The organism is Paraburkholderia domus (assembly GCF_905220705.1).
Classification (GTDB): domain Bacteria; phylum Pseudomonadota; class Gammaproteobacteria; order Burkholderiales; family Burkholderiaceae; genus Paraburkholderia; species Paraburkholderia domus.
The window spans coordinates 124,159-146,542 of sequence record NZ_CAJNAT010000002.1 but is presented as its reverse complement, the minus strand read 5'-3'; the positions used below and the strand labels follow the sequence as shown (position 1 = coordinate 146,542).

Sequence of the window (22,384 nt, the reverse complement as noted above, 5' to 3'; positions counted from 1 at the left end):
CGGCGCCGCGTCGCCACGTCGCCGCCATCCCCGCACCCCGCATCGGAGACAAACATGAGCCGCAACCAGGCCATCGAACACGCCACGCATCATTTCGAATCAGGCGCCTTTCTTGAGAACCTGAACCGGCGCGTCGGATTTCGCACCGAGAGTCAGGAAAGCGACCGCGCCGCCACGCTGCTGTCGTATCTGACCGACGAAATCACGCCCGAAGTCGAAGGGCTCGGCTTCGTCACGCGCATCGTCGATAACCCGGCGCAAGGGTTCGGCCCGTTCCTGATTGCCCATCGCCACGAAGATGACCGTCTGCCCACCGTACTGATCTACGGCCACGGCGACGTCGTGCGTGGCTACGACAGCCAGTGGCGCGCGCCGCTGACGCCGTGGGCTGTGACCGTCGAGGGCGAACGCTGGTATGGCCGTGGCACCGCCGACAACAAGGGGCAGCACACCATCAACCTTGCGGCGCTCGCGAGCGTGCTGGCCACGCGCGGCGGCAAGCTCGGCTTCAACGCGAAACTGCTGATCGAGATGGGCGAGGAAACCGGCTCGCCGGGTCTCGACGCGATCTGCAGCGTGCACAAACAGGAACTGGCCGCGGACGTGCTGATCGCCTCCGATGGCCCGCGTCTCGCCGCGCGCCGCCCCACGGTGTTTCTCGGCTCACGCGGCTCGGTAAACTTCAAGCTCTCGCTCAATCTGCGCGACGGCGCGCACCACTCGGGCAACTGGGGCGGTCTGTTGCGCAACCCGGCCACGGTGTTGGCGAACGCACTCGCCTGTCTGGTGGATGCGCGCGGCGTGATCGCTGTCGACGGCTTGCGTCCGCCGCCGATTCCCGAAGCGGTGCGTCGTGCACTGGCCGATATCACGGTGGGCGGCGGTCCGGGCGATCCGGTCGTCGACGACAACTGGGGCGAGCCCGGTCTCACGGCGCCAGAACGTGTGTTCGGCTGGAACAGCTTCGAAGTGCTGGCCTTCAAGGCGGGCAATCCCGAGAACCCGGTCAATGCCATTCCGTCGTCGGCATTCGCGCATTGCCAGTTGCGCTTCGTGGTCGGAACCGACTGGGAAAACCTTGAGCAGCATCTGCGCATGCATCTGGATGCACATGGCTTTTCGCTAGTTGAGATCAGCGTCGAACGCGGTGCGCCAGCCACGCGTCTGAATCCCGATGACCCGTGGGTCACGTGGGCCATCGCCTCGCTCGAACAGACCACTGGCAAGAAGACGGCTGTGCTGCCGAATCTCGGCGGCACGCTGCCCAACGAAGTGTTCGCCGATACGCTCGGCCTGCCGACCATCTGGGTGCCGCATTCGTACCCGGCCTGCTCGCAGCACGCGCCGAACGAGCATCTGCTCGGTCCAGTGGTGCGCGAGGGGCTGCAGATCATGGCGGGGCTGTTCTGGGATCTCGGCGAGAACTCGCCGCACGCAAGCGCAACGTCCAAAGAAGCGGCGGCCTGAGCGAGCAACCCGGCACGCCCGCATGACTTGCGCAGTTCACCGTCACCCGCAGCCGTCACGAGACACGTCCACGATGATCACGTCCACCTTGCAAGTCAGCGCCGCGCGGCCGTCCGCCGCAAAGGTCCATCGCATCATTCTCGCGGCGTCGATCGGCAACGCGCTTGAATGGTTCGACCTCGTCGTCTACGGATTTTTCGCGGTCACGATCGCGAAGCTGTTCTTCCCTGCCCGTACCGAAGCGATTTCGTTGATGCTCACGCTCGGCACCTTCGGCATCTCGTACATGATCCGGCCGCTCGGCGGACTCGTACTCGGCTCGCTCGCGGATCGCGCGGGGCGCAAGATATCGCTGCTACTGTCGATCGGCTTGATGATGATCGGCACCTTGACCATTGCGGTGATGCCGCCTTACGCAGCAATCGGTTTGTGGGCACCGGCCGGCATCATGTTGTCGCGGCTCGTTCAAGGATTTTCGGCGGGCGGCGAGTTCGGCGCATCCACTGCGTTTCTGGTCGAGCATGCGCCCGAGCGGCGCGGCTTCATGGGCAGCTGGCAGTTCGCCAGCCAGGGCCTCGCGACACTGCTCGCCTCCGGTTTCGGCGCGTTGCTGACGAGCCAGCTCACGACCGCGCAACTCGAATCGTGGGGCTGGCGTATTCCGTTTCTGTTCGGCCTCGCGATCGGCCCGGTCGGCTTTTATATTCGCCGCTACGTGGATGAAGGCGCCGAGTTCGACACGGAGCCGAAAACCCGCACGCCGTTAAGCGATCTGTTCGGCACGCAGAAGCTCCGCATGCTGCTCGCGGTCGGTTCGCTGGTCATTTCGACCGCGGCGAACTACATGATTCTGTATATGCCGACCTACGCGATCAAGCAGCTGCATCTGCCCGCTTCGACTGGCTTCGCGGCCACGCTCGCAACCGGCGTGGTGCTAACCGTGTTGACGCCGTTCGCGGGCCACCTGTCCGATAGCATGGGACGGATCCGCATCATGGCGGCCGCTGCGACGTTGATGCTGCTGACGGTCTATCCGGCCTTCGTGTATATGAACGCGCACCCATCGTTCGCCACGATGCTGCTGGCGCTGATCTGGATCGGCGTATTGAAAGCGACGTACTTCGGCGCGCTGCCCGCGCTGATGTCGGAGATTTTCCCGACGCAAACACGCGCGACCGGTCTCGCGGTCAGCTACAACATCGGCGTAACGGTGTTCGGCGGCTTTGCGCCTTTCGTGATCACCTGGCTGATCGACGCGAGCGGTAATAAGCTCGCCCCCGGCTTCTATCTGATGTTCTGCGCGGTGGCGAGTTTGCTGGCGCTCTATGCGGTGCGCTCGAAGCTGAAGATTCGCTAAAGCAAGTTGAGACCGGCGCGCCTGGCGAGGCGCTCTCAACTCATACTACAGCCCCGGCAACGAAGCCGGGGCTGTAGCTGGTCAACACCTAACGCAACGGCCTCAAGCAGCCTCAAGGCGCGGGATTAGGCTGCAGTTCATGCAGCTTGTCGATCTCCGCGAGCGCTTCGGGCGAGAGTTTCACGTCGACGCTGGCGATGTTTTCCTTCAACTGATCGAGCGACGTCGCGCCGATCAGGTTGCTCGTCAGGAACGGGCGGCTGTTGACGAAGGCCAGCGCGAATTGCGCGGGCGACAAGCCGTGACGCTTCGCCAGTTCCACATAGCGCGTGGTTGCCTGAACCGCTTGCGGTTTGCTGTAACGTTGAAAGCGCTCGAACAGTGAGATACGGGCGCCGGCCGGGCGCGCGCCGCCTTCATACTTGCCCGACAGCCACCCGAAGGCGAGTGGCGAATACGCAAGCAAGCCGATGTTGTCGCGATGCGCGTACTCGGACAGACCCACTTCGTACGTACGGTTCAACAGGCTATACGGATTCTGGATACTGACGATGCGCGGCAAGCCGAGTTTTTCAGCCGCGCGCAGAAACTGCGCGACACCCCAAGGCGTTTCGTTCGACACGCCGATATGGCGAATCTTGCCTGCCTTGACGAATTCGGCGAGCACCGACAGCGTTTCTTCGATCGGCACCGTATACGCGTCGTCGACCCACGGATAGGCGGGACGGCCGAACGTCATCGTGCTGCGATCCGGCCAGTGCAACTGATACAGATCGACGTAGTCCGTTTGCAAACGCTTCAGGCTATCGTTCAGCGCTTCGGTCAGGTTCTTGCGGTCGAACTGGTTGCCCTCGCCGCGAATATGGCGTGGATTGTGCGGCTGACGCGCCGGCCCGGCGATCTTGGTAGCCAGCACGATCTTCTCGCGCGCGCTGCGGTGCTGCGCAATCCATGTGCCGATATAACGCTCGGTCGACCCTTGCGTCTCGGGACGCGGCGGCACCGGGTACATTTCCGCGGCGTCGATCAGATTGACGCCGTGGTCGAGCGCGTAATCGATCTGAGCGTGCGCTTCCTGCTCGGTGTTCTGCTCGCCCCACGTCATGGTGCCGAGACCGATCAGGCTAACCTGCACATCCGAGTCGCCGAGTCTGCGGTATTCCATCGAACTTGTCCTGTTGATTGAGTAAACGGAAAGCGCCGACGTTACCATGCCGGCGCGATGCCTGCAGCGCGGCTAAAATGCTTTAGCAGGCGCTCACGCCACAGCGATCAATGAACTTTCCGTCGACCCATCTGCGATGAATCCCGAACACCTCGAACTGCTGGTCACGCGTGTGATGCCTTACGGAAAATATAAAGGCCGGCTGATTGCGGACCTGCCCGGTCACTATCTGAACTGGTTTGCGAGCCAGGGCTTTCCGCCGGGCGAGATCGGCCGTCTGCTGGCCTTGATGCACGAGATCGATCACAACGGTTTGTCGTCGCTGATCGAGCCTTTACGCAAGCGCTGAGAGCGACGCCTTCGGCAGATGCCAGCCATAGGTGACGGCAAGCACGCGCAAGACGAAGCACATTACTTCGCGAGGCGAGGCCTGTCGTGCCCGCTTTCTCGCGGCAGACAGCCCACGGCGGCCAGATGCGCAAGCAGGCGACCCACTGCCTCGTCGATCGGCACCCGATCGGTTTCGATCATGACGTCGGGATCGAGCGGTACGTCGAACGGCCCTGAAATACCGGTGAAATGTGGAATCTCACCACGCCTCGCGCGCGCATAAAGACCTTTGGCATCACGCGCTTCGCACACCATCAGCGGCGCATTCACGAACACTTCGACGAAACCTTCGCCGATGATCTCGCGAGCCATACGCCGATGCTGATGCTCGGGCGAGATCACCGCGGCAATTGCGATGAAGCCCTGTTGCATGAACAGCGCCGCGACGTGAGCGACCCGCCGCAAATTTTCGGCGCGGTCTTCAGGCGTGAAACCGAGGCCGGCGGTCAGGCCACGGCGCAGCACATCGCCATCGAGCACGATCGAGGCATGCCCTGCTTCTTTCAGGCGCTGGTGCAACGCGCCGGCCAAGGTCGATTTACCGGCACCGGACAAACCGGTCATCCAGATGACGGCGCCCCGAGTTGCGCTCATGACTTGCGCTCCGTACCGGTAGCCGTAGCGTTGAGATCTGCCAGCGGCGCCTGATCGCGCGCGCTCACGATGCCAACGGGCGCCAACTCCGGTCCAAGGCCATCGAACAAGGGTTGCAGCAATGCCTTCTGCGGCTGCCAGCGTTGCAGCGACGTCGTGTAGAGCGGACGGCGCACCTGAGCCGCGCTCGCCGTGTTCACCTGCCGCGTGGTCTGGTGAAACGATAGACAGCGCTCGTCCCAGTCGAGTCCGCAATGCGCAAGCAAACGCCGGACATTGTTTTCGAAATCTTCGACCAGCTCTTCATATTTGACCTCGATCATCGTGCCCTCGGGTAACACACGTTGCCAATGTGCCATCAACGCATCGTACGCGCGATAGTAGCGGCCCAGTTCACCGAGATCGTAGCTGAACGGCACGTCGTGAAAAATTCGCGAAAAGATCGACAGGCAGCTTTGCAACGGCGAGCGGCTGCTATGAATGAAGCGCGCATTCGGCAACGCCAGATGAATCAGCCCGACGTTGATGAAATTGAACGGGTATTTGTCGGTGAAACGTGTGTAGCCCGGCGTTCCCGTTTGCATTTCCGGCAGCGACTTATGCATGCGGTGCAAATAGTCGGCGCCGAGCGTGCGCAATTGCGCGGGTCCGACGTCCTGCAATGCTTCGATATCGATGCGCAGCGGATCGTCTGCATTGCGGCCGATGCAATTCACCAGCGCCTCGCCGAACTCCGTTCGCTCACCGGCGCCGAAAACCTGCGGATGACTCGCGAGAATCTGTTCGATCAGGGTCGAACCGGAGCGCGGCATGCCGACGATAAAGATCGGCGCAGCCGACGGATCGCCCAGACCGTACTTCTCCGCCAGCACCTCTGAAGTCAGGAGCTCCGGCAAATGTGCGAACAGGCCGAGCGACGCGGCTTCGTCATAACGGACTCCGGTACGGTGCAGTGCGTTGCCCTTGAGAAAGTGATCGAACGACGCATCGTTGCGGCCCACGTCGGACAACGCCTGACCATACGCGAAGTGAATCTCAGCCTGATTGGCGGGTGTGAGCGACGCGGCAACGCCGGCGAATTGCTCGAGCGCCATGAACGCCGGATCGTCGGCGGTGAGGCGCTTGGACTGCACGAAGTTGCGGTAATACAGCGGCACCTGCGGGGCGGCCTCGATGGCGCAGCGATAGGCTTCGTGCGACTCGTCGAAACGACCGAGTGCCTGCAGGCAATTGCCCATGTTGTTGTACGAGCCGTCGGCTTTTGGAGTTAGTCGGACTGCTTCGCGATAGGCGTCTATCGCCTGCTCGAGCCGATGCATCTGCTCGAGCGACCAGCCGAGGCCATGATGCAAATCGGTGTTCCGCGGATCGAGTCCGATCGCTTCGTGATAGCGGATGACGGCTTCGGGAAAGCGGCCCAGCGTGGCGAGCGTCACGGCGAGGCGCTCATGAACGACGGCATCGGCGGGATCGAGCGCGCGCGCTGCTTCGAAACATTGGAGTGCGGCCTGGAGTTCGCCGCGAGCGGCACAGGCGTCGCCTTTAGCGCGCCATGCTGATGAGGTTGCCGGCGGTGGTTCGTGCTTCATTGACGGCCAGGTTTGTGCAGGCTGCGCATCACGCGGCCCGGACATTGGGGAGTGCATTCTTCTTCGTCCAGTGTCAGCATAGGCATGGGCTGGACTCAAAGGGAAATTGTCTGACGGGAAAGTATCAGGCGCGCCCTACAGTTGCGTTTCGAAAATTTAACCAACTGTTACAGAGCGATGAGCTCGTCATTGTTCGGAAGACTGCGGCGACGCACGGCCGCTATGGCATTGGGTTGCCGCGCAAGCGTCATGGATGCCGAGTAACGCATCCGCGCGGTAATTTGCGGACACAAATGCTGCTGAACTCGCGGGCACGCCGTTTTTCTCATTCTCATACGAGGGAGAAGATCGTGACCAGGCTCATTGCATCAATCGCGATGTTGGCCGCGGCGGCAAGTCTCACCGGATGCGTGGTCGCGCCGGGATATGACTATGCCTACGCGCAACCCTATTACCCTTATTACCCCGGCTACGGTTATGCCTACGGGCCGGCGTATGGGCCGGTTTACGGCACGGTTGGCTTCTGGGGTGGTTCGTGCTGCTATTACCACGGGGGTGGCGGATATTGGCGCGGCGGCGGATGGCATGGCGGCGGTTGGCACGGCGGTGGCAGTGGCGGCGGCTCCCACGGCGGTGGTAGTTCGTGGAGCAGCGGCGGCGGCCAGGGGGGACATGGACATTGACGTCCATCGATCCACTTACCGAATGACGAGATGATCCTGCATCGCGCGATCGTTTTGCAAAGGCAAAAGCAAAAGCAAAAACGGCGTTGTGATTTCTCACAACGCCGTTTGATCAAACTTTTACTGCTTGAATTCTTTGGGGTGGCTGATGGGGCTCGAACCCACGACAACAGGAATCACAATCCTGGACTCTACCAACTGAGCTACAGCCACCACTGACATCTATTTGACTTACTAAGCAACTCATTGCTGAGAAACTTGGCTCGTCGATGAAGAAACGAGATTATACGAACAAGAATCTCGTTTGCCTAGTCCTTTATTCAAAAATTTCGACGGGCTCACGCAGATGCTGCCTTGCCTCGTCGAAGATGGTCAGATCGCGCGCCGCCAGACGTTTGCTATCGGACAACACGCGGCGCCATCCACGCGCACCTGCCTCACCGCGATAGAGGCCGAGCGCATGACGCGTGATCGAACCAAGGTACGTGCCGCGCGCCATTTCAGCCGCGCAATATTCGATCAGCTTCGCCTCGACCTGCTCACGCGTGAGCGGCGCGTCCGTCGAGCCATAGAAGCGTGCATCGACAGCGGCCAGCACATAAGGGTTGTGATAGGCCTCGCGCCCGAGCATCACACCATCGATGTGCTGAAGATGCGTCTCCACTTCATCAAGCGTCTTGATGCCGCCATTGATGATGATCTCCAGATGCGGAAAGTCGCGCTTCAACTGATACGCGTACTCGTATTTGAGCGGCGGAATCTCACGGTTCTCTTTCGGGCTCAAGCCCTTGAGAATCGCATTGCGTGCGTGCACGACGAACACGTTGCAGCCAGCGTCCGCGATCGTGCCGACGAAGTCACGTACAAAGCCATATTCTTCGACCGCATCGACACCAATCCGGTGCTTGACCGTCACCGGTATCGACACAGCATCGCGCATTGCCTTCACGCAATCGGCGACGAGTTGCGGCTCGTTCATCAGGCAAGCGCCGAACGCGCCGCGCTGCACGCGCTCAGACGGGCAGCCGCAGTTCAGATTGATCTCGTCATAGCCCCATTGCTCACCGAGCTTCGCCGAACGCGCGAGGTCGTCAGGCTCACTGCCGCCGAGTTGCAAAGCGACCGGCGCTTCTTCGGGCGTAAACGTCAGATGGCGCGGCACATCGCCGTGCAGCAACGCGCCGGTGGTGACCATCTCGGTGTAGAGCCACGTATGGCGTGATATGACGCGATGCAGCGAGCGGCAGTGGCGATCGGTCCAGTCCATCATGGGCGCGACGGAAACGCGGCGCGGACTGGGAGTTTGAGCTGAAGACATGGGGCGGCCAGACGGCTTGAATCAAACCGCAATTTTACCGCAAGTGGCTAAATCCCCCCGAAACACCGGCGACGAGCCAGCTTTTCCGGAAAACACCACCGCTAACCCACCTTGCCAACCGGGTCTTTGACCATCAAAAACGCTTGGCCGGCGGGGTCAGACCACCGCTGACGCCTGTCGCCTATACCGCTAACCGATTATTTCAATTCCGAGAACAGTAATTTCAGATTATCGGAACAAATTTTTGATAGTAGGGGTATACACTGCCTGCCATCGACGTTGCAGACACACCCCACCGGCCCCTGCGACGCCTTCCTGAAATGAAATCGAAACGTTATCGGAGTCACACCATGAAGACCAAGCTCATCGCCGCCCTGTTGGTTGCTGTTTCTGCCTCGATCGCTGCTCCCGCATTCGCTAGCGGCTACGGCCCGGCACCGTTCTATCGTCCGTCGGTCGGCGCACCGGCTTCGCAACAAGGCCAGAGCGCACAAACCGTCGCGGCTGAACACGCTAACGCTGACTCCAATGCATACGGCGGCGTGAAGAACGTGTCGTCGCAATCGGGTACGCGTGAGCCGGTAAAGGGCCCGCAATCGGTTTTCTTCGGCCAGTAATCTCCGGTCGTTGAAGGCTGCCGTCCACAAGACGGTGGCCGAACTGGGCGCCGCGCATGCAGCAATGCATGCCGGCGCCCAGTCCCGTTTACACGGCAGCTGCGCCCGCAGCCTCAAGCCGCACGCCCTCCTTCAACACGCTTCCCGTCAATCCTCTTTCGGCGATTCGCAAAAACGGATCCGGTTACCGAACGGATCGGTGGTCTCCAGCACTTTCCCCCATGGCAGCGCCTCAACACCCGGCTTCCCGTACTTGTAGTCTTTGCGTTGAAGCTCGGTAAGCAGCGCGTCGATGTCTTGCACCGGCACGAAAATCGTCGAGCCCGGCGTCGCGTCGCCATGATGCTCGCTCAAGTGCAAAATCAGGTCGGACCGGCGCACCTGCAAGTAGAGCGGAAAATTGGCCTCGAAGCGGTGTTCCCAGTCGATGGTAAAGCCGAGAAAGTCGACGTAAAACTCCTTGGCTTTCTCTTCAGAAAAGATGCGAATGATCGGAATCGCGGGCGCGAGGTGCACAACGGCCTCCAGCTAGTTGACAGGGATCCGTCAGCTTAATCGAATACGTTTGCCGACTCACGTGCTTGTGGCTAGGCGGCGAGCCCGGCATCGATCGTTTCGCGCGCCGCCCTGAAGCCTGCCTGGGCCGCGGCATGCTCGGTGGACCATAGGGTGTCGATGTGAACGAGCCGCCAGTCGACCACCACCGCTTCGTTGCGCAACACCCGAAAATGCGCTTTGACGCCGGTGAGCACCTGTTCAACCGCGACTTCGATGTCGTAGTCCTGATAGCGCTCCTGGTAGTCGCCCATGTCGAGGCCCTTCGGCTCCATGATCGCCTCCGTGGTGTCTTCCGCGTGCCTGGTGATATGTCGGCGGCCATGCTTGTCCGCCGGGCCGCCGTCGCGGCTCGCCGTATGCACCGGCCGGTCCTCGTCTGATGATCAGTCGCAATCGCCAGAAAGGTACTGCCGGCCGCTACAGGTGATCTCGACTTCGCCGCCGCTCGCTTCGGCGGCAAGCCCGTTCGCCAGTAACTCCGCGGTGACGGATTGCTCAAACTTCGGCATGGACTGTCCGACACCGACGTCGTTCAGGCGCCGCAATGCCTCAACCGCTTCTGGGCTCAATGACTTCGACATGGCCGTCTCCGTCGTGACACTCAATTCATCGTAGCAAGTTTTGGGGGCGCATGCAGCAGCGCCAACGCAAAATCGCGTCGGCGCTTGTAACGGTACGAACGGCGCAATCGAGCTTATAAATGGGCTTATAAATGGGCTTATAAATGGGCTTATAAACGGGCCTTACAAACCGCCTCACAAACGCGCGATCGACACCTCCGTCGACTTCACCAGCGCGACCACCTCCGAGCCGACCTTCAGGTCGAGTTCGTCGACCGAACGCGTAGTGATCACCGAGGTGACGATACCGAACGGCGTGTCCACATCGACTTCGGACACCACCGGCCCGCGGATGATTTCCTTGACCTTGCCTTTGAACTGATTGCGTACATTGATTGCGGAAATGCTCATGTCGAGTGACTCCAGAAAAGCGGTTGAAAACAGTCAGTCAAGGGATGTCAGACGGCCCAACGGACGTCTGTCGGCCGCGTAAGGCGGCCCTCGTCACGTGCGTCGTAAGCGCGATGGGACAGCGCGTCGTCGTTCGGCGCCGTCTTCAGTACGCGTTGCAACACATGTTCTTCCAGCGCGGCAAAACCGGCCGACGCACGCGCCCGCGGGCGCGTAAGCGGCACCGGCTGATCGAGCGCGATGCGCCCTTCTTCGATCAGCAGAATCCGGTCGCCAAGCGCGACGGCTTCATGCACGTCGTGCGTCACCAGCAGCGCGGTAAATTGATGTTCGCGCCACAGGCGTTCGATCAGCGCGTGCATTTCGATGCGCGTCAAGGCGTCGAGCGCACCGAGCGGCTCGTCCAGCAGCAGCAACTGCGGCCGATGCACCAGCGCCCGCGCCAATGCCACACGCTGACGCTGACCGCCGGAGAGCTGCGCGGGCCAGTCGTTGGCGCGCTCCAGCAAACCGACTTCGGCAAGCACGGCACGCGCATCTTCACGCGCGCTGCGGCCAAGGCCGAGCATCACGTTTTGCAGCACGCTCTTCCAGGGCAAGAGTCGCGCGTCCTGGAACATGATGCGGGTGTCGAGCGGCCGGCCGTCTTCGGCGCGCTTTTCGAGCACGCCCGACGTGGTCTTTTCCAGACCGGCGACCAGGCGCAGCAAGGTCGATTTCCCGCAGCCGCTGCGGCCGACAATTGCCACGAAGCTGCCGCGCTCGATCGACAGATCAAAATCGGACAACACCTTGCGCTCGCCGTACTGCTTGCCGACGCCACGCAACTCGACCGAATAATCGCCGGATCGGCGCGCGTCATTACGTGCCGATGCCCCCGCCGCCGAAGGCACGACGCCCACGCGATGGCGCTCGTGCGCCGGATCTGCACGGTCGAAGCCGGCCGCCTCTTCGGCGTCGTGATCGACGGTGCGCGGCTGTGCCAGTTCGGCTTCGAGATCGCTGCCCGCGATGCCGCCGAACGACGCCGACAATGTCGTTGCGCTCATGCTTTCGCTCCTCGTTGATAGGCCGGATGCCAACGGAGCGACACGCGCTCGAGACTCTTGGCCAGCACATCGGCAAGTTTGCCGAGCGCCGCGTACAGCAGAATGCCGACCACCACCACATCGGTTTGCAGGAATTCGCGTGCGTTCATCGTCATGTAGCCGATGCCCGATTGCGCGGAAATGGTTTCAGCGACGATCAGCGTGACCCACATCAGTCCAAACGCGAAACGCACGCCGACCAGAATCGACGGCAACGCGCCCGGCAGGATCACGTGCCGGTAAAGTGCGAAACCCTTCACGCCGTAACTCCGCGCCATTTCGATCAGATTGGTATCGACCGAGCGGATGCCGTGAAACGTGTTCACATAGATCGGGAAAAACACGCCCAGCGCGACGAGAAACACCTTCGCTTCTTCCTCAATACCGAACCACAGAATGACGAGCGGGATCATCGCCAACGCGGGAATGTTGCGGACCATCTGCACGGTCGAATCGAGTGCGATTTCGGCGGGTTTGAAAAGACCCGTCGCGAGGCCGAGCACGAGTCCGATGCCGCCGCCGATCGCAAATCCCGACACGGCGCGCCATGTGCTGACTTTCACGTCCGCCCACATCTCGCCGGACTGGATCAGCGACCACGCGGCCTTCACGACCGCGAGCGGCTCGGGCAGCACACGCGTCGAGAGAATGCCGCTACGCGCGGCGAACTCCCAAGCCAGCAGAATCGCCAGCGGCGCGAGCCACGGCGCAAGATGCTCACCGATGCGGCGTAATACACCGAACCCCGCATCTGCACCTGAGTCGGCGCTTGTGCCTCGTTCCGCATTCACAGTGGATTGAGCCATGATTACTTTCCTCGTTGCTTATCGATGGGCGTCGTTACCGAACCGGGTGCAAGCGCTCAACTCGAACTCGCCGCCTTCGGCAGATAGTTGTTGCCGACAATCTCGCCGAACGGACCCGACAGCGGACCGCCCGAGGTCTTGCTCTGACGGCCCGGCAGCAGCGGGAACACCAGTTCAGCGAAGCGATACGACTCTTCGAGATGTGGATAGCCGGACAGGATGAACGTGTCGATGCCGAGCGCCGCGTACTCGTTCATCAGCGCCGCCACCTGCTCGGGATTGCCGACCAGCGCCGTGCCTGCACCGCCGCGCACGAGACCCACGCCCGCCCACAGATGCGGATACACCTCGAGTTCCGCGCGGCCACCGCGCTTGCCGCCGTGCAATGCCGCCATGCGGCGCTGTCCTTCGGAATCCATCTTCGAAAAGGAAGCCTGCGCACGGGAAATGGTTTCGTCGTCGAGCTTGCTGATCAGCTTGTCGGCAGCGGCCCATGCTTCTTCTTCGGTCTCGCGCACGATGACGTGCAGGCGAATGCCGAACTTGATCTTGCGGCCACGCGCTTCAGCACGGGCGCGAATGTCGGCGATCTTCTTCGCGACGGCGGCAGGCGGCTCGCCCCACGTCAGATACGTGTCGATGTGATCGGCCGCGATGTCGTGCGCAGCCGCCGACGAACCACCGAACCACAGCGGCGGATGCGGGTTCTGCACCGGCGGATACAGCGCCTTGCCGCCCTTCGAGGTCAGATGCTTGCCATTGAAGTCGATCGCGTCGTTGGTATGCGCGGCGCTCAGCAGCTTGCGCCAGATGTGCAGGAATTCGTCGGTGATTTCATAGCGCGTGTCGTGATCCACGAACACGCCGTCGCCTTCCAGTTCAGCGGAATCGCCGCCGGTCACGACGTTGATCAGGAGACGCCCATTCGACAGACGGTCGAAGGTCGCCGCCATGCGCGCCGCCAGACCCGGCGAGGAAATGCCCGGACGGATCGCCACCAGAAACTTCAGACGTTTGGTCGCGGCAATCAGGCTCGATGCGACGACCCATGCGTCTTCGCATGAACGGCCGGTCGGCAGCAGCACGCCCTCGTAGCCGAGCGTATCGGCGGCCACGGCGATCTGCTGGAAGTAGTCGTAATCGGCTGCACGTGCGCCTTGGGCCGTACCGAGATAGCGGCTGTCGCCGTGAGTCGGAATGAACCAGAACACATTCATTTGCTGCTCCTGCTAGTTTGAAACTGGATTGAATGGAGACGTGTGTAACGACAATGCGGACGGTGCGTCGAGTGAAAGCGCACACGCTGGTCGCGCACCGCTAGCCGCGCGCCGCTAGTCGCGCACCGCTAGCCGCGCGCATCCATCCGGCACGAGAGCCGGAGATGCAAGCGCAAACAAAGGACGGAAATACGGCGATGAAATGCGGACTAGTGATGGACTAGTTCCGACAGCGCATCCGCAAACGCGCGCGCGCCATGGCGTGGTTGAAGATCGGCATCAGGCAGGACATCGCGACGGCTTCCCTCGACCAAACGTGCGCGTGATGCGCTCGATTAAATGGACGACGGCGGCAAACGCCGTCTGCATGGAGAAACAGTCTATGGATTGGGGCCTGGCTTTTGAACGATTTTTTTTAGCTTAGGTTTTCCACTTTCGTGATTAGCCCGACGTTAAAGCATACGGATGTTGCGCCTTACCTACGCTGGAAACGGGATACCCCTATATATAATGGCGCCACATTTCCAATAATCCGGTGCAGGCCGCGCAAACCACGCCGCCTGATCTCTCGCGGTGCAATGCATGCAAAAACTCATCCTGCCGTTCGTCGCCGGTTTTCTGGCTTCCCTGTTCTTTCATGAATCGACCCTGGCGCTGCTGCACGCAGCCGGTCTGATCGACCCAACCGGTTTTTCGACCGCGCCGTTTTTGCCGCTCGGACTGCCGGAGTTCATTGCGAACGCGATCTGGAGCGCGTTCTGGGCGGTGCTGATGGCGTGGCTGTTGCGCGTGGCGCCGGGGCGGCGCGCGCCGTGGGTGCCCGCCTTTGTATTCGGCGGCATTGCGTTGACTGCGGCCAGCGTGTTCGTGGTCGATCCGCTGCGCGGGATCTGGCCGAGCGGCAACATGCTGCCGCGCCTCGCGGTAGGTTTCGCGGCAAATGCGATGTGGGGCTGGGGCGCGCTGGTGTTCATGCGCGCCTTCATGGCGAGCGAAGACGAGGACTGAGCGTCTTCACGGAGTGTGCTCGTGTGGCTATGCGGGGGCGACGCCCGGCATAGCCCTACTGCTTCAATTGCTGTAACGCTGCGGCCTGACCCCGCTTAACCGCGCAGATCTCGCAGCGGATGTTCGTTGGCCGGCCACGGGCTGTCGAACATCTTCGCCACATCGGCGGCGCGCACGTCTTCAATGCGCGCAAAACGCCAGCGCGGCGCGTTGTCCTTGTCGATGATGCGGGCGCGAATCCCTTCGATCGTGTCGCCCTGCGCAAAGCTTGTGCGCGTCAGATCAAGATCGCCACGCAGCACATCGGCCATCGAACCCTCGGCGCGCGTCACCACTTCCAGCGACACGGCCATCGATAACGGCGAACGTTCGCACAATACGGCGATCGTCTGCTCCGCCCAATCGGCGGCCTCGCCGCCACGCTCCTGTTCCTGCTCCAGCGAAGCGAGAATTTGCGCCACGTCGGGCAACGCGAAATGCTGGTCGATCAACGCACGTATGCTCGCGAGCGGCGAAGCATCGGGTTCCGGCACGACCTGATGCGCGGCTGTCTCGCGTTCGATGCACGCAACCACGTCGGCCCCACGTTCGAACAGTTCCGTGCGCAAGGTATCGACTAGCGCGGGCAATGCCTCATCGTCGATATAGGCGTCGGCAAGGCCTGCGTAGAGGGCGTCGGCGGCGCCGATCGTCTCGCCCGTGACCGCCAGATAACGGCCGAGCGCACCTGGCGTGCGCGCCAGAAACCAGCTCGCGCCCACATCGGGAAAGAGTCCGATGCGGGTCTCGGGCATCGCCATCTTCGTCGAGTTGGTCACCACTCGCAGGCCGCCGGTACGATGCGCGCCCTGCGAAATTCCCATGCCGCCGCCCATCACGACGCCGTTCATCAAGGCGATATACGGCTTCGGGTAGGTGAAGATCGCGTGATTGAGCCGGTATTCCTCGGTGAAAAAGGTATCGCGCGCGTCGTGCTCGCCGCGCTGCGCCGACTCGTACAGAAAGCGGATATCGCCGCCCGCGCAGAACGCGCGCGGATGCTGGCTGCGCACCACCACGGCAAGCACGTCGGGATCTTCGCGCCACTGATCGAGCGCCGCGTGCATCGCGCGAATCATACCGGTAGACAGCGCGTTGAGCGCCTTCGGCCTTTCCAGTTCGATGAAACCGATGCGGTTGGCTACGTAAGTCGCGACTTCGTCGCTGACAGCGGGCGAGACGGAAATAGACATGGCGAGCTAAGCGCGATGGCGCGAAATGAATTGGAACTGAACGTTATCACGCGTCCGCGGATTTGGGTCCCGTGGCGGGTTGGGTCTCCGCCTGGATAGCCGCATGGGTGTCCGCTTTGATGGCGTGGTCGGTATCCGTGCCGATGGCGGGTTTGCCGGCCAATGGCCCCGGTACTTTCGTGGACTTTTTGCCCGACGGCGTGGATGGCTGAGTCGACTCAGTAGCCGGTTCACCGCCCGGCTCGGCATACGACTCAAACGGCGCTTTAGCGGACTTCCTTTTGCCGGCCCGAACAGATCTCGCGACGCCTGGTGGCTGCGCGGCGTCTTGCGTGCCCAGCCAGGCATCGAGTGCGACGCCCACCACTTTATCTAGCGGCGCGGTCGGAAACACGGGACAGGTGAGATTGAGCGCGACGATGCCATGCATGGTCGCCCAGAACGCCTCCGCCCACACGGCCACGTCCATCGATGCGGACAAGCGCCCCGCCGCTTTCAACTCTTCGAGCGCGGAGATCATGATGTACAACGCGGCATCGCCGGGGTCGTCGTCCGCTTTCGGGGGCGCGAGGTTCAATTTCCCGGACGCGGTGGAACCCGCGGCCGCTGTTCCCGCCGCGGCAATCTCCACCGCTTCTTCCACCGCTTCTTCCACCGCACCGGCACCGGCATCCGCGACCGCAGCCGCCGACTTACCCGACGCGGCAGCCGCGCCGCCCAGCGCCGCGCCGGTGTAGCTCGGGTCCTCCATGAAGATCAGCCGGTAGGTTTCCGGATGTGCGACACCGAATGCCACATAAGCACGCCCGAGCGCCTTCAACCGCTCAGTCGGATCGGCGATCTGCGCAAGCGGCACGAATGTCTCCAGCAATTGCGCATAGCCTTCCGCACACAACGCCTGCACGATCTCATCGCGGCTCGCGAAGTGAAGGTACAGCGTGGCGGGAGAATACTCGATGGCCTCCGCAATCTTGCGCATGGACAGCGCGGCAAAACCTTCGCGCATGACGATGCGCCGCGCTGCATCGAGGATGCGCTCACGCAGCGCCTGTTTCTGACGGCTTTTTCGTTCGACGATTCCCATGGCGAACATTTTCAGGTTGACAAACTGAAAAGTCAAATTAAACTGAACACTGTTTACTGAACACTGTTCATTAAATTCCCATTAGTCAGCCAGATCACTCAGGCGCGATACGGCGCCACCTTCAGGAGTCGTCATGCAAGCCACAGGGAAAGTGGGTTTATTCGGCGCCGCGGGCGCGGCAGGCCAAATCATCGCGGCGGCGTTGAGCGCGGCGGGAAGGGATTACCGGGTGGTCGGCCGCTCGCGCCAGCCGCTCGAGGCGGCCTTCGGCCACGATCCGCATGCGGAAATCGTCACGTGGAATCCGGACGACCCGGCTTCGATCAGCGCTGCCGCAGCCGGTTTGCAATCCGTGATCTATCTGGTGGGCGTGGCCTACGATCAGTTCGCCGAGCATCCGCCGCTCATGGAACGAACCCTCGAAGGCGTGACGGCAGCGGGCGTCGAACGCTTCATTCTGATCGGCACCGTGTATCCGTACGGACGCGCACGCGGCAATCCGATTAGCGAAAATCATCCGCGTGAGCCCCATACGTTCAAAGGCAAGATGCGGCTCGCGCAGGAGAAGCTGGTGCTGGCGGCACACGGGCGAGCAAGCGGGTCGACCCGCTTGTCGACGCTGGTGCTGCGCCTACCGGATTTCTACGGTCCCGGCATCGAACGCAGTCTGATCAACGGCATATTCGAGGGCGCGGCGCACGGCAAGCGCGCGCAGGTGATCGGGCCGGTCGATGTGCAGCACGAATTCATCTACTTGCCGGATATCGGACCGGTGGTCGAGAAACTCACACGTACGCCCGAAGCGTACGGCCGCTGGTGGCACCTGGCCGGCACGGGCACGATCACGCAGCGCGAAGTGGCGAGACAGGCCTATGCGCTAGCGGGCCGCGAGCCGAAGCTGATGGTGGCCGGCAAGACCATGCTGCGCATGCTCGGCCTCTTCAATCCACTGATGCGGGAACTCGTGGAGATGAATTACCTGATGACCGAGCCGCTTGTGCTTGACGACTCCGCATTGACGAAGCTGATCGGCCCGTTCGTCAAAACCTCGTACGAGGAAGGCATCCGTCATGCATTCAATGCGGCGCGCAACGCACCAGAGAGCGCCGCGACCCAGGGAGGCACGGCGAAGGCGGCGTGACCCGTCGTCTAGACCGCGACGTTGCCCGGCGGGAAATGGCCGCTCCTGAGCAGCACGGGCGTGCCATTGCTGATCTGCAAATGTTCGCGCGCAACCGCCTCGATGCGCGGACGCCCGGCGTCGAACGCACGCAGCCAGCCTTCGAGATCCTCGGAGTACGCGCCGAAATGATCCTCGAGCGCTTCGACCGAGATCGCGCACGGCACCGGTTCGCCGTCCACGAGCGCGGGAAATACAACCGTCAGATTGGAATCGCGGTAAGCAGGCGCGTCCGCGGGAAACCGAATTTCCATGGTCGCCTCATCAGAAGTATCCGGCAGGAAGCGGACACCGGTGGGAACCGGCCGCCTCCAAACATGCCCGCTATGGTACTCGCGCGCCTCAACCGCGGTCCAGCCTCCTAAGCGCTCCTGTTCGCTGACTTGCGCCCCGAGCCAATCAGTTCCGCAGGCAAATCGATACACCTGATTGCACTTGTTCCGCGTGCTTCTGTCGAAGTGGTTCACCGGCATGGTCCGTGCCGACGCGATGACACCATTTCGAGTTCAGCGAGCGCAATATGGGAAAATATTTTCTGCAGAACCACGAACTACCCGAGCCGGATGCGGCAAACGCATGGTTTGCTTACGCCGAGAGCCATGGCATCGACATTCCGAAAGCCATTAGCATCTGGGAAGACGCGGCGACCGAAAGCGGCGCAGAAAGCCGCCAACTGGTCAGCGCGGCGGGCATCACGATCGAAACGCGTTAGCCTTAGGGGCGCGCTTCCAGTGCGCACGGCGAGTCTCGATTCTTATTTGAAAGGAACCTTCACGATGCATTTCATGACGCAACTGCGCCGCTCCGGCCGCTTCCGATCCGGCAGCACCGCGTTTGCTCTAGTCCGCAGGGCGTCCCTGTCTGCCGCCCTGCTGCTCGGCGCGGGTCTCGCCGGCTGTGCATCGTCGAACACGACATCGCTCATCAATCTGCCGAACGGCCAGACCGGCTTCGCGGTGAACTGCAGCGGTGCCGACGCCGCGTCCAGTTGGGCCTCCTGCTACGTCCAGGCCGGCCGAGCATGTGGCGCGACCGGCTACGACATCGTGTCGAAAGACAACGACGAAGGCGGCGCGGCGGGTGGCAGCGTCACGAACGTCGTCTCGGCTAATGTGAAAAACCGTTCGATGATCGTGCGCTGCAAGTAACGCTCAGTGCGCCTGCATCTTCGAGAACATGTTCAACACGGCAACCCCGGCAATGATCAACCCGAGCCCGATGACGGCCGGTAAGTCAGGCACTTGCCGGTACAGCACGACCGCGACCAGCGTAATCAGCACGATGCCGGCGCCGGACCACACCGCGTAGACAATGCCGACCGGAATAGTCTTCAGCGTGAGCGACAGGCAATAGAACGCGATGCCGTAGCCGATCACCACGACCGTTGCGGGCAAGAGCCGCGAAAAACCTTCCGACGCCCGCATGGCGGAGGTCGCGATGACTTCGGCGACGATCGCAATGGCGAGCAATGCATAAGGAGGCATCCGCATCGCCTCAGGCCTTTGCAAGCGCTAGCTTGCTGTAGTCGTGCCCAAGGTGCGCGCATAGCGCTTCCACCACCAGTTCGTGATCCGCGCGCTGCGGCAAACCAGATACCGTGATCGAGCCGATCACACCGGCACCCGCTACCGTCAATGGGAAAGCGCCGCCATGGGATGCATATTCGGTGACCGGCAAGCCGTGCTTGTCGGCGAGCGTGCTGCCCGCCTGTTGCATCTTCAAACCAATCGCGTACGAACTGCGGCGAAAATGCGCGACCGTGTTGCCCTTGCGGCGAGCCCAGTCGACGTTGTCCGGCGTCGCTCCGTCAAGCAGGCTGAAAAACAGCGGCTGACCGAACGTGCGCACGTCGATGGCGGCGGAGATGCCGCGCGCCCTCGCAACCTCGTGCAGATACGTACCGACCTGCCATGCGCGGTCGGCGTCGAATTGCGGGAACACCAGCGCGTGTTCCTGAGCGGCAATCACCTGTAGATCGTGAGCGATATCCATGGAGTTCAGAGCAAGGTAAGAAGTGAGGCGCGCGCCGTTTCGAATGCGTCACTGCGCCGCGAAGAGAACCTGGATTCTAGCGCAGCGCCTTACGAGGGTCTTGCGCCATACGACGCCGGCCATGCGCGCCGCGACTTCGAAGGCCGCCGCGCTTTGGAGGCTGCTGCGACGCATTTGCGCGGATTGAAGCCGGTCCTTAAATAGCTATTGCGTTGGTTGCCGCATTGTTCTATAATATTTTCTTCGACGGACGCGGGGTGGAGCAGTCTGGCAGCTCGTCGGGCTCATAACCCGAAGGTCGTAGGTTCAAATCCTACCCCCGCAACCAAGTATCTAAATGCGGTTCGAAACGTCGAAACAACATCAAAGGCTTGCCCAACCGGCAGGCCTTTTTTGTTTTCTGCCTCTCGTTCTCCGCCTGGCCGGTTGCGCGCGTTCTGCAAGCCGAATTGCAGGCATCGTTTCCGCGCTCCCTCCCGTAGCCGGAAGAGCACCAAAATCTTTGGCAAAGCCGGATTCCGCTCGGCACCGCAACTGCCTCCCGAGCACCACCTGTCGCTTTCGCTCGCGCCCATTGATCCGGACTCCAAACAGATCCGCATTCTTCCCCAATGGTCGTGATAGGCACACGCGCCAGCGGGACCTGACTCGTGCAATATCCTCACCCCGCACTATCTGGCGCACACCGCCATGGCCCGCTCCCGGCAAAGCTCGCCCCAGTGATAAACTCCCATCACTCTTTCTCGTCCCCTTCCTATGAAATTCTGTTCTGTCTGCGGCCACGGCGTCAGCCTGAGCATTCCGCCGGGCGACAACCGCGAGCGCTTCGTATGCGGCAGTTGCGGCACGGTGCATTATCAGAATCCGCGCAACGTGGTCGGCACCGTTCCGGTCTGGGACGAAAAAGTGCTGCTGTGCCGTCGCGCGATCGAACCGCGCTACGGCTACTGGACGTTGCCGGCAGGTTTCATGGAAATGGGCGAAACCACCGCCGAAGCGGCTTCGCGCGAAACGCTGGAAGAAGCCGGCGCGCGCGTCGAGGTGCAGAGCCTGTTTTCGCTGCTGAACGTGCCACATGTCCATCAGGTGCATCTGTTCTATATGGCGCGCCTGCTCGACCTCGACATCGCGGCCGGCGAGGAAAGCCTCGAAGTGAAACTCTTCGAAGAACACGAAATTCCGTGGGATGAGATCGCCTTCCCGACCGTTGGCCAGACCTTGCGTTTCTTTTTCGCCGACCGCGCCGCCGGCAGCTTCGGGCTGCACACGGGCGATATCTTCCGCTCGCTGCGCGAAGGTTGAGCGGCGCGCATGGTTCCCTGGCTCGGACCTGACGATCCGTTTCCCTCCGTCGAGCGCGCGCTCGGCGCGACAAGCGGGGCACCCGGCCTGCTCGCCGCGAGCGGCGACCTGCTGCCGTCGCGGCTGATCGACGCCTATCGGCGCGGCATCTTCCCGTGGTATTCAGACGGCCAGCCGGTCTTGTGGTGGAGTCCCGATCCGCGCATGATCCTGCGCCCTGCCGAGTTCAAACTGTCGCCGTCGCTGCGCAAGACGCTCAAGCGTGTGCTGCGCGAAGATGCTTGGGAAATCCGTGTCGACCATGATTTTGCTGCTGTGATGCGCGCCTGTGCGCAGGCGCCGCGGCGCGGCCAGCGCGGCACGTGGATCACGGCCGACGTGGTCGAAGCGTATTCGTCGCTGCACCGGATGGGCGATGCGCACAGCATCGAGACCTGGTTCGAAGGCGAGCGCGTAGGCGGTTTGTATGGCGTGTCTTTCGGCCGGATGTTCTTCGGCGAATCGATGTTCGCGGAGGTCACCGACGCCTCGAAAATGGCGCTGGCCGCGCTTGTCGGACACTTGCGCCGTCACGAAATAGAAATGATAGACTGCCAGCAGAACACGTCGCATCTGGCGTCGCTGGGCGGCCGCGAGATCGCGCGCAAAGCGTTCATCGCGCATGTTCGCGCGTCTGTCGACGCACCGCCGATTCCCTGGCACTTCGACAAGACCGTATTGCGCGATGTCGTCGCGCCAACGGCGTAGGAAAAATCAGGCCGAATCC

General features: G+C 62.0%; 27 protein-coding genes and 2 tRNA genes. 12 read left to right on the top strand and 17 right to left on the bottom strand.

Going from position 1 to position 22,384, the window contains the following annotated elements; translation table 11 throughout:
• Window positions 1-54: 54 nt before the first annotated feature.
• Together KHO31_RS05815 and KHO31_RS05810 are read left to right on the top strand one after the other, a co-directional pair.
• Window positions 55-1,467 carry a M20 family metallopeptidase gene (locus KHO31_RS05815; protein WP_201076193.1) on the top strand — a complete coding sequence of 471 codons (1,413 nt, stop codon included), beginning with the start codon at window positions 55-57 and terminating at the stop codon, window positions 1,465-1,467.
• Between the two features lie 73 nt (window positions 1,468-1,540).
• A complete protein-coding gene (locus tag KHO31_RS05810) occupies window positions 1,541-2,824 on the top strand; it encodes an MFS transporter (RefSeq protein ID WP_211622891.1) in 1,284 nt (427 codons plus the stop codon).
• A 112-nt stretch (window positions 2,825-2,936) separates the two neighbouring features.
• On the opposite strand, the gene KHO31_RS05805 is transcribed toward KHO31_RS05810, so the two are convergent.
• Window positions 2,937-3,989, bottom strand: coding sequence for an NADP(H)-dependent aldo-keto reductase (locus tag KHO31_RS05805; RefSeq protein ID WP_211622890.1), 1,053 nt, complete (start codon window positions 3,987-3,989; stop codon window positions 2,937-2,939).
• A gap of 136 nt (window positions 3,990-4,125) precedes the next feature.
• Here KHO31_RS05805 and KHO31_RS05800 point away from each other — a divergent pair, with 136 nt between their 5' ends.
• Entirely contained in the window at window positions 4,126-4,338 is a 213-nt protein-coding gene (locus KHO31_RS05800) for a DUF3820 family protein (protein WP_006048800.1), read from the top strand.
• Window positions 4,339-4,400: 62 nt separating this feature from the next.
• On the opposite strand, the gene cysC is transcribed toward KHO31_RS05800, so the two are convergent.
• Both cysC and KHO31_RS05790 read right to left on the bottom strand, forming a co-directional pair.
• Window positions 4,401-4,973, bottom strand: coding sequence for an adenylyl-sulfate kinase (gene cysC, locus KHO31_RS05795; RefSeq protein WP_201076196.1), 573 nt, complete (start codon window positions 4,971-4,973; stop codon window positions 4,401-4,403).
• A complete protein-coding gene (locus KHO31_RS05790) occupies window positions 4,970-6,562 on the bottom strand; it encodes a tetratricopeptide repeat-containing sulfotransferase family protein (protein ID WP_211622889.1) in 1,593 nt (530 codons plus the stop codon). Before KHO31_RS05790 ends, cysC begins: the two co-directional genes overlap by 4 nt.
• A 350-nt stretch (window positions 6,563-6,912) precedes the next feature.
• Here KHO31_RS05790 and KHO31_RS05785 point away from each other — a divergent pair, with 350 nt between their 5' ends.
• Entirely contained in the window at window positions 6,913-7,245 is a 333-nt protein-coding gene (locus tag KHO31_RS05785) for a hypothetical protein (RefSeq protein WP_201122166.1), read from the top strand.
• A 137-nt stretch (window positions 7,246-7,382) separates the two neighbouring features.
• Here KHO31_RS05785 and KHO31_RS05780 read toward each other — a convergent pair.
• Window positions 7,383-7,458, bottom strand: a tRNA-His gene (locus KHO31_RS05780).
• Window positions 7,459-7,561: 103 nt separating this feature from the next.
• On the bottom strand, window positions 7,562-8,563 hold the full coding sequence (gene dusA / locus KHO31_RS05775; RefSeq protein WP_211622888.1) for a tRNA dihydrouridine(20/20a) synthase DusA: 1,002 nt from the start codon (window positions 8,561-8,563) through the stop codon (window positions 7,562-7,564).
• A gap of 350 nt (window positions 8,564-8,913) precedes the next feature.
• Here dusA and KHO31_RS05770 point away from each other — a divergent pair, with 350 nt between their 5' ends.
• Window positions 8,914-9,180 (top strand): hypothetical protein, encoded by a 267-nt coding sequence (locus tag KHO31_RS05770; RefSeq protein WP_201076200.1) that lies wholly within the window; start codon window positions 8,914-8,916, stop codon window positions 9,178-9,180.
• A gap of 147 nt (window positions 9,181-9,327) precedes the next feature.
• Here KHO31_RS05770 and KHO31_RS05765 read toward each other — a convergent pair whose 3' ends face one another.
• The 7 genes from KHO31_RS05765 to ssuD form a co-directional block, all read right to left on the bottom strand.
• The gene (locus KHO31_RS05765; protein WP_201076202.1) at window positions 9,328-9,696 is read right to left on the bottom strand and encodes a glyoxalase superfamily protein; all 369 of its coding nucleotides are present in this window, start codon (window positions 9,694-9,696) and stop codon (window positions 9,328-9,330) included.
• Window positions 9,697-9,767: 71 nt separating this feature from the next.
• Entirely contained in the window at window positions 9,768-10,010 is a 243-nt protein-coding gene (locus tag KHO31_RS05760; protein WP_201076464.1) for a DUF6566 family protein, read from the bottom strand.
• A gap of 111 nt (window positions 10,011-10,121) precedes the next feature.
• Entirely contained in the window at window positions 10,122-10,319 is a 198-nt protein-coding gene (locus tag KHO31_RS05755) for a hypothetical protein (protein ID WP_201076204.1), read from the bottom strand.
• 174 nt (window positions 10,320-10,493) lie between these two features.
• On the bottom strand, window positions 10,494-10,709 hold the full coding sequence (locus KHO31_RS05750) for a TOBE domain-containing protein (RefSeq protein WP_011488137.1): 216 nt from the start codon (window positions 10,707-10,709) through the stop codon (window positions 10,494-10,496).
• Between the two features lie 47 nt (window positions 10,710-10,756).
• Window positions 10,757-11,758, bottom strand: a complete 1,002-nt coding sequence (locus KHO31_RS05745) for an ATP-binding cassette domain-containing protein (protein ID WP_201076210.1) — start codon at window positions 11,756-11,758, stop codon at window positions 10,757-10,759.
• Window positions 11,755-12,603, bottom strand: coding sequence for an aliphatic sulfonate ABC transporter permease SsuC (ssuC, locus tag KHO31_RS05740; protein WP_211622887.1), 849 nt, complete (start codon window positions 12,601-12,603; stop codon window positions 11,755-11,757). The genes KHO31_RS05745 and ssuC overlap by 4 nt, the downstream gene beginning before the upstream one ends.
• A gap of 56 nt (window positions 12,604-12,659) precedes the next feature.
• Complete coding sequence (gene ssuD / locus KHO31_RS05735) at window positions 12,660-13,820, bottom strand: FMNH2-dependent alkanesulfonate monooxygenase (protein ID WP_201076212.1); 1,161 nt, start codon at window positions 13,818-13,820, stop codon at window positions 12,660-12,662.
• A gap of 582 nt (window positions 13,821-14,402) precedes the next feature.
• Here ssuD and KHO31_RS05730 point away from each other — a divergent pair.
• A complete protein-coding gene (locus tag KHO31_RS05730; protein ID WP_172312382.1) occupies window positions 14,403-14,828 on the top strand; it encodes a hypothetical protein in 426 nt (141 codons plus the stop codon).
• 95 nt (window positions 14,829-14,923) lie between these two features.
• Here the strand turns inward: KHO31_RS05730 and KHO31_RS05725 are convergent, their stop codons facing one another.
• Together KHO31_RS05725 and KHO31_RS05720 are read right to left on the bottom strand one after the other, a co-directional pair.
• On the bottom strand, window positions 14,924-16,060 hold the full coding sequence (locus KHO31_RS05725) for an enoyl-CoA hydratase/isomerase family protein (RefSeq protein WP_211622885.1): 1,137 nt from the start codon (window positions 16,058-16,060) through the stop codon (window positions 14,924-14,926).
• A 46-nt stretch (window positions 16,061-16,106) separates the two neighbouring features.
• Window positions 16,107-17,144 (bottom strand): TetR/AcrR family transcriptional regulator, encoded by a 1,038-nt coding sequence (locus KHO31_RS05720; protein WP_211622883.1) that lies wholly within the window; start codon window positions 17,142-17,144, stop codon window positions 16,107-16,109.
• Between the two features lie 133 nt (window positions 17,145-17,277).
• Here KHO31_RS05720 and KHO31_RS05715 point away from each other — a divergent pair, with 133 nt between their 5' ends.
• Window positions 17,278-18,285, top strand: a complete 1,008-nt coding sequence (locus KHO31_RS05715; RefSeq protein ID WP_201076216.1) for an NAD-dependent epimerase/dehydratase family protein — start codon at window positions 17,278-17,280, stop codon at window positions 18,283-18,285.
• A gap of 8 nt (window positions 18,286-18,293) precedes the next feature.
• On the opposite strand, the gene KHO31_RS05710 is transcribed toward KHO31_RS05715, so the two are convergent.
• Window positions 18,294-18,578, bottom strand: coding sequence for a DUF1488 family protein (locus tag KHO31_RS05710; protein WP_201076217.1), 285 nt, complete (start codon window positions 18,576-18,578; stop codon window positions 18,294-18,296).
• A 266-nt stretch (window positions 18,579-18,844) separates the two neighbouring features.
• Here KHO31_RS05710 and KHO31_RS05705 point away from each other — a divergent pair, with 266 nt between their 5' ends.
• Both KHO31_RS05705 and KHO31_RS05700 read left to right on the top strand, forming a co-directional pair.
• Window positions 18,845-19,036: a hypothetical protein gene (locus tag KHO31_RS05705; protein WP_201076218.1), complete on the top strand. Its 192-nt coding sequence runs from the start codon at window positions 18,845-18,847 to the stop codon at window positions 19,034-19,036.
• A 64-nt stretch (window positions 19,037-19,100) separates the two neighbouring features.
• Window positions 19,101-19,472 (top strand): hypothetical protein, encoded by a 372-nt coding sequence (locus KHO31_RS05700; RefSeq protein ID WP_211622881.1) that lies wholly within the window; start codon window positions 19,101-19,103, stop codon window positions 19,470-19,472.
• 3 nt (window positions 19,473-19,475) lie between these two features.
• Here the strand turns inward: KHO31_RS05700 and KHO31_RS05695 are convergent, their stop codons facing one another.
• Together KHO31_RS05695 and KHO31_RS05690 are read right to left on the bottom strand one after the other, a co-directional pair.
• Complete coding sequence (locus KHO31_RS05695; RefSeq protein ID WP_407945921.1) at window positions 19,476-19,808, bottom strand: DMT family transporter; 333 nt, start codon at window positions 19,806-19,808, stop codon at window positions 19,476-19,478.
• A gap of 10 nt (window positions 19,809-19,818) precedes the next feature.
• Window positions 19,819-20,316, bottom strand: a complete 498-nt coding sequence (locus KHO31_RS05690) for a heme-degrading domain-containing protein (protein WP_211622879.1) — start codon at window positions 20,314-20,316, stop codon at window positions 19,819-19,821.
• 251 nt (window positions 20,317-20,567) lie between these two features.
• Between KHO31_RS05690 and KHO31_RS05685 the strand changes: the two genes are divergently transcribed.
• The 3 genes from KHO31_RS05685 (at window position 20,568) to aat (ending at window position 22,365) form a co-directional block, all read left to right on the top strand.
• Window positions 20,568-20,644 (top strand) — tRNA-Met (locus tag KHO31_RS05685).
• A gap of 428 nt (window positions 20,645-21,072) precedes the next feature.
• Complete coding sequence (locus KHO31_RS05680) at window positions 21,073-21,618, top strand: NUDIX hydrolase (RefSeq protein WP_201076224.1); 546 nt, start codon at window positions 21,073-21,075, stop codon at window positions 21,616-21,618.
• Between the two features lie 9 nt (window positions 21,619-21,627).
• Complete coding sequence (gene aat / locus KHO31_RS05675) at window positions 21,628-22,365, top strand: leucyl/phenylalanyl-tRNA--protein transferase (protein ID WP_201076226.1); 738 nt, start codon at window positions 21,628-21,630, stop codon at window positions 22,363-22,365.
• Window positions 22,366-22,384 lie beyond the last annotated feature (19 nt).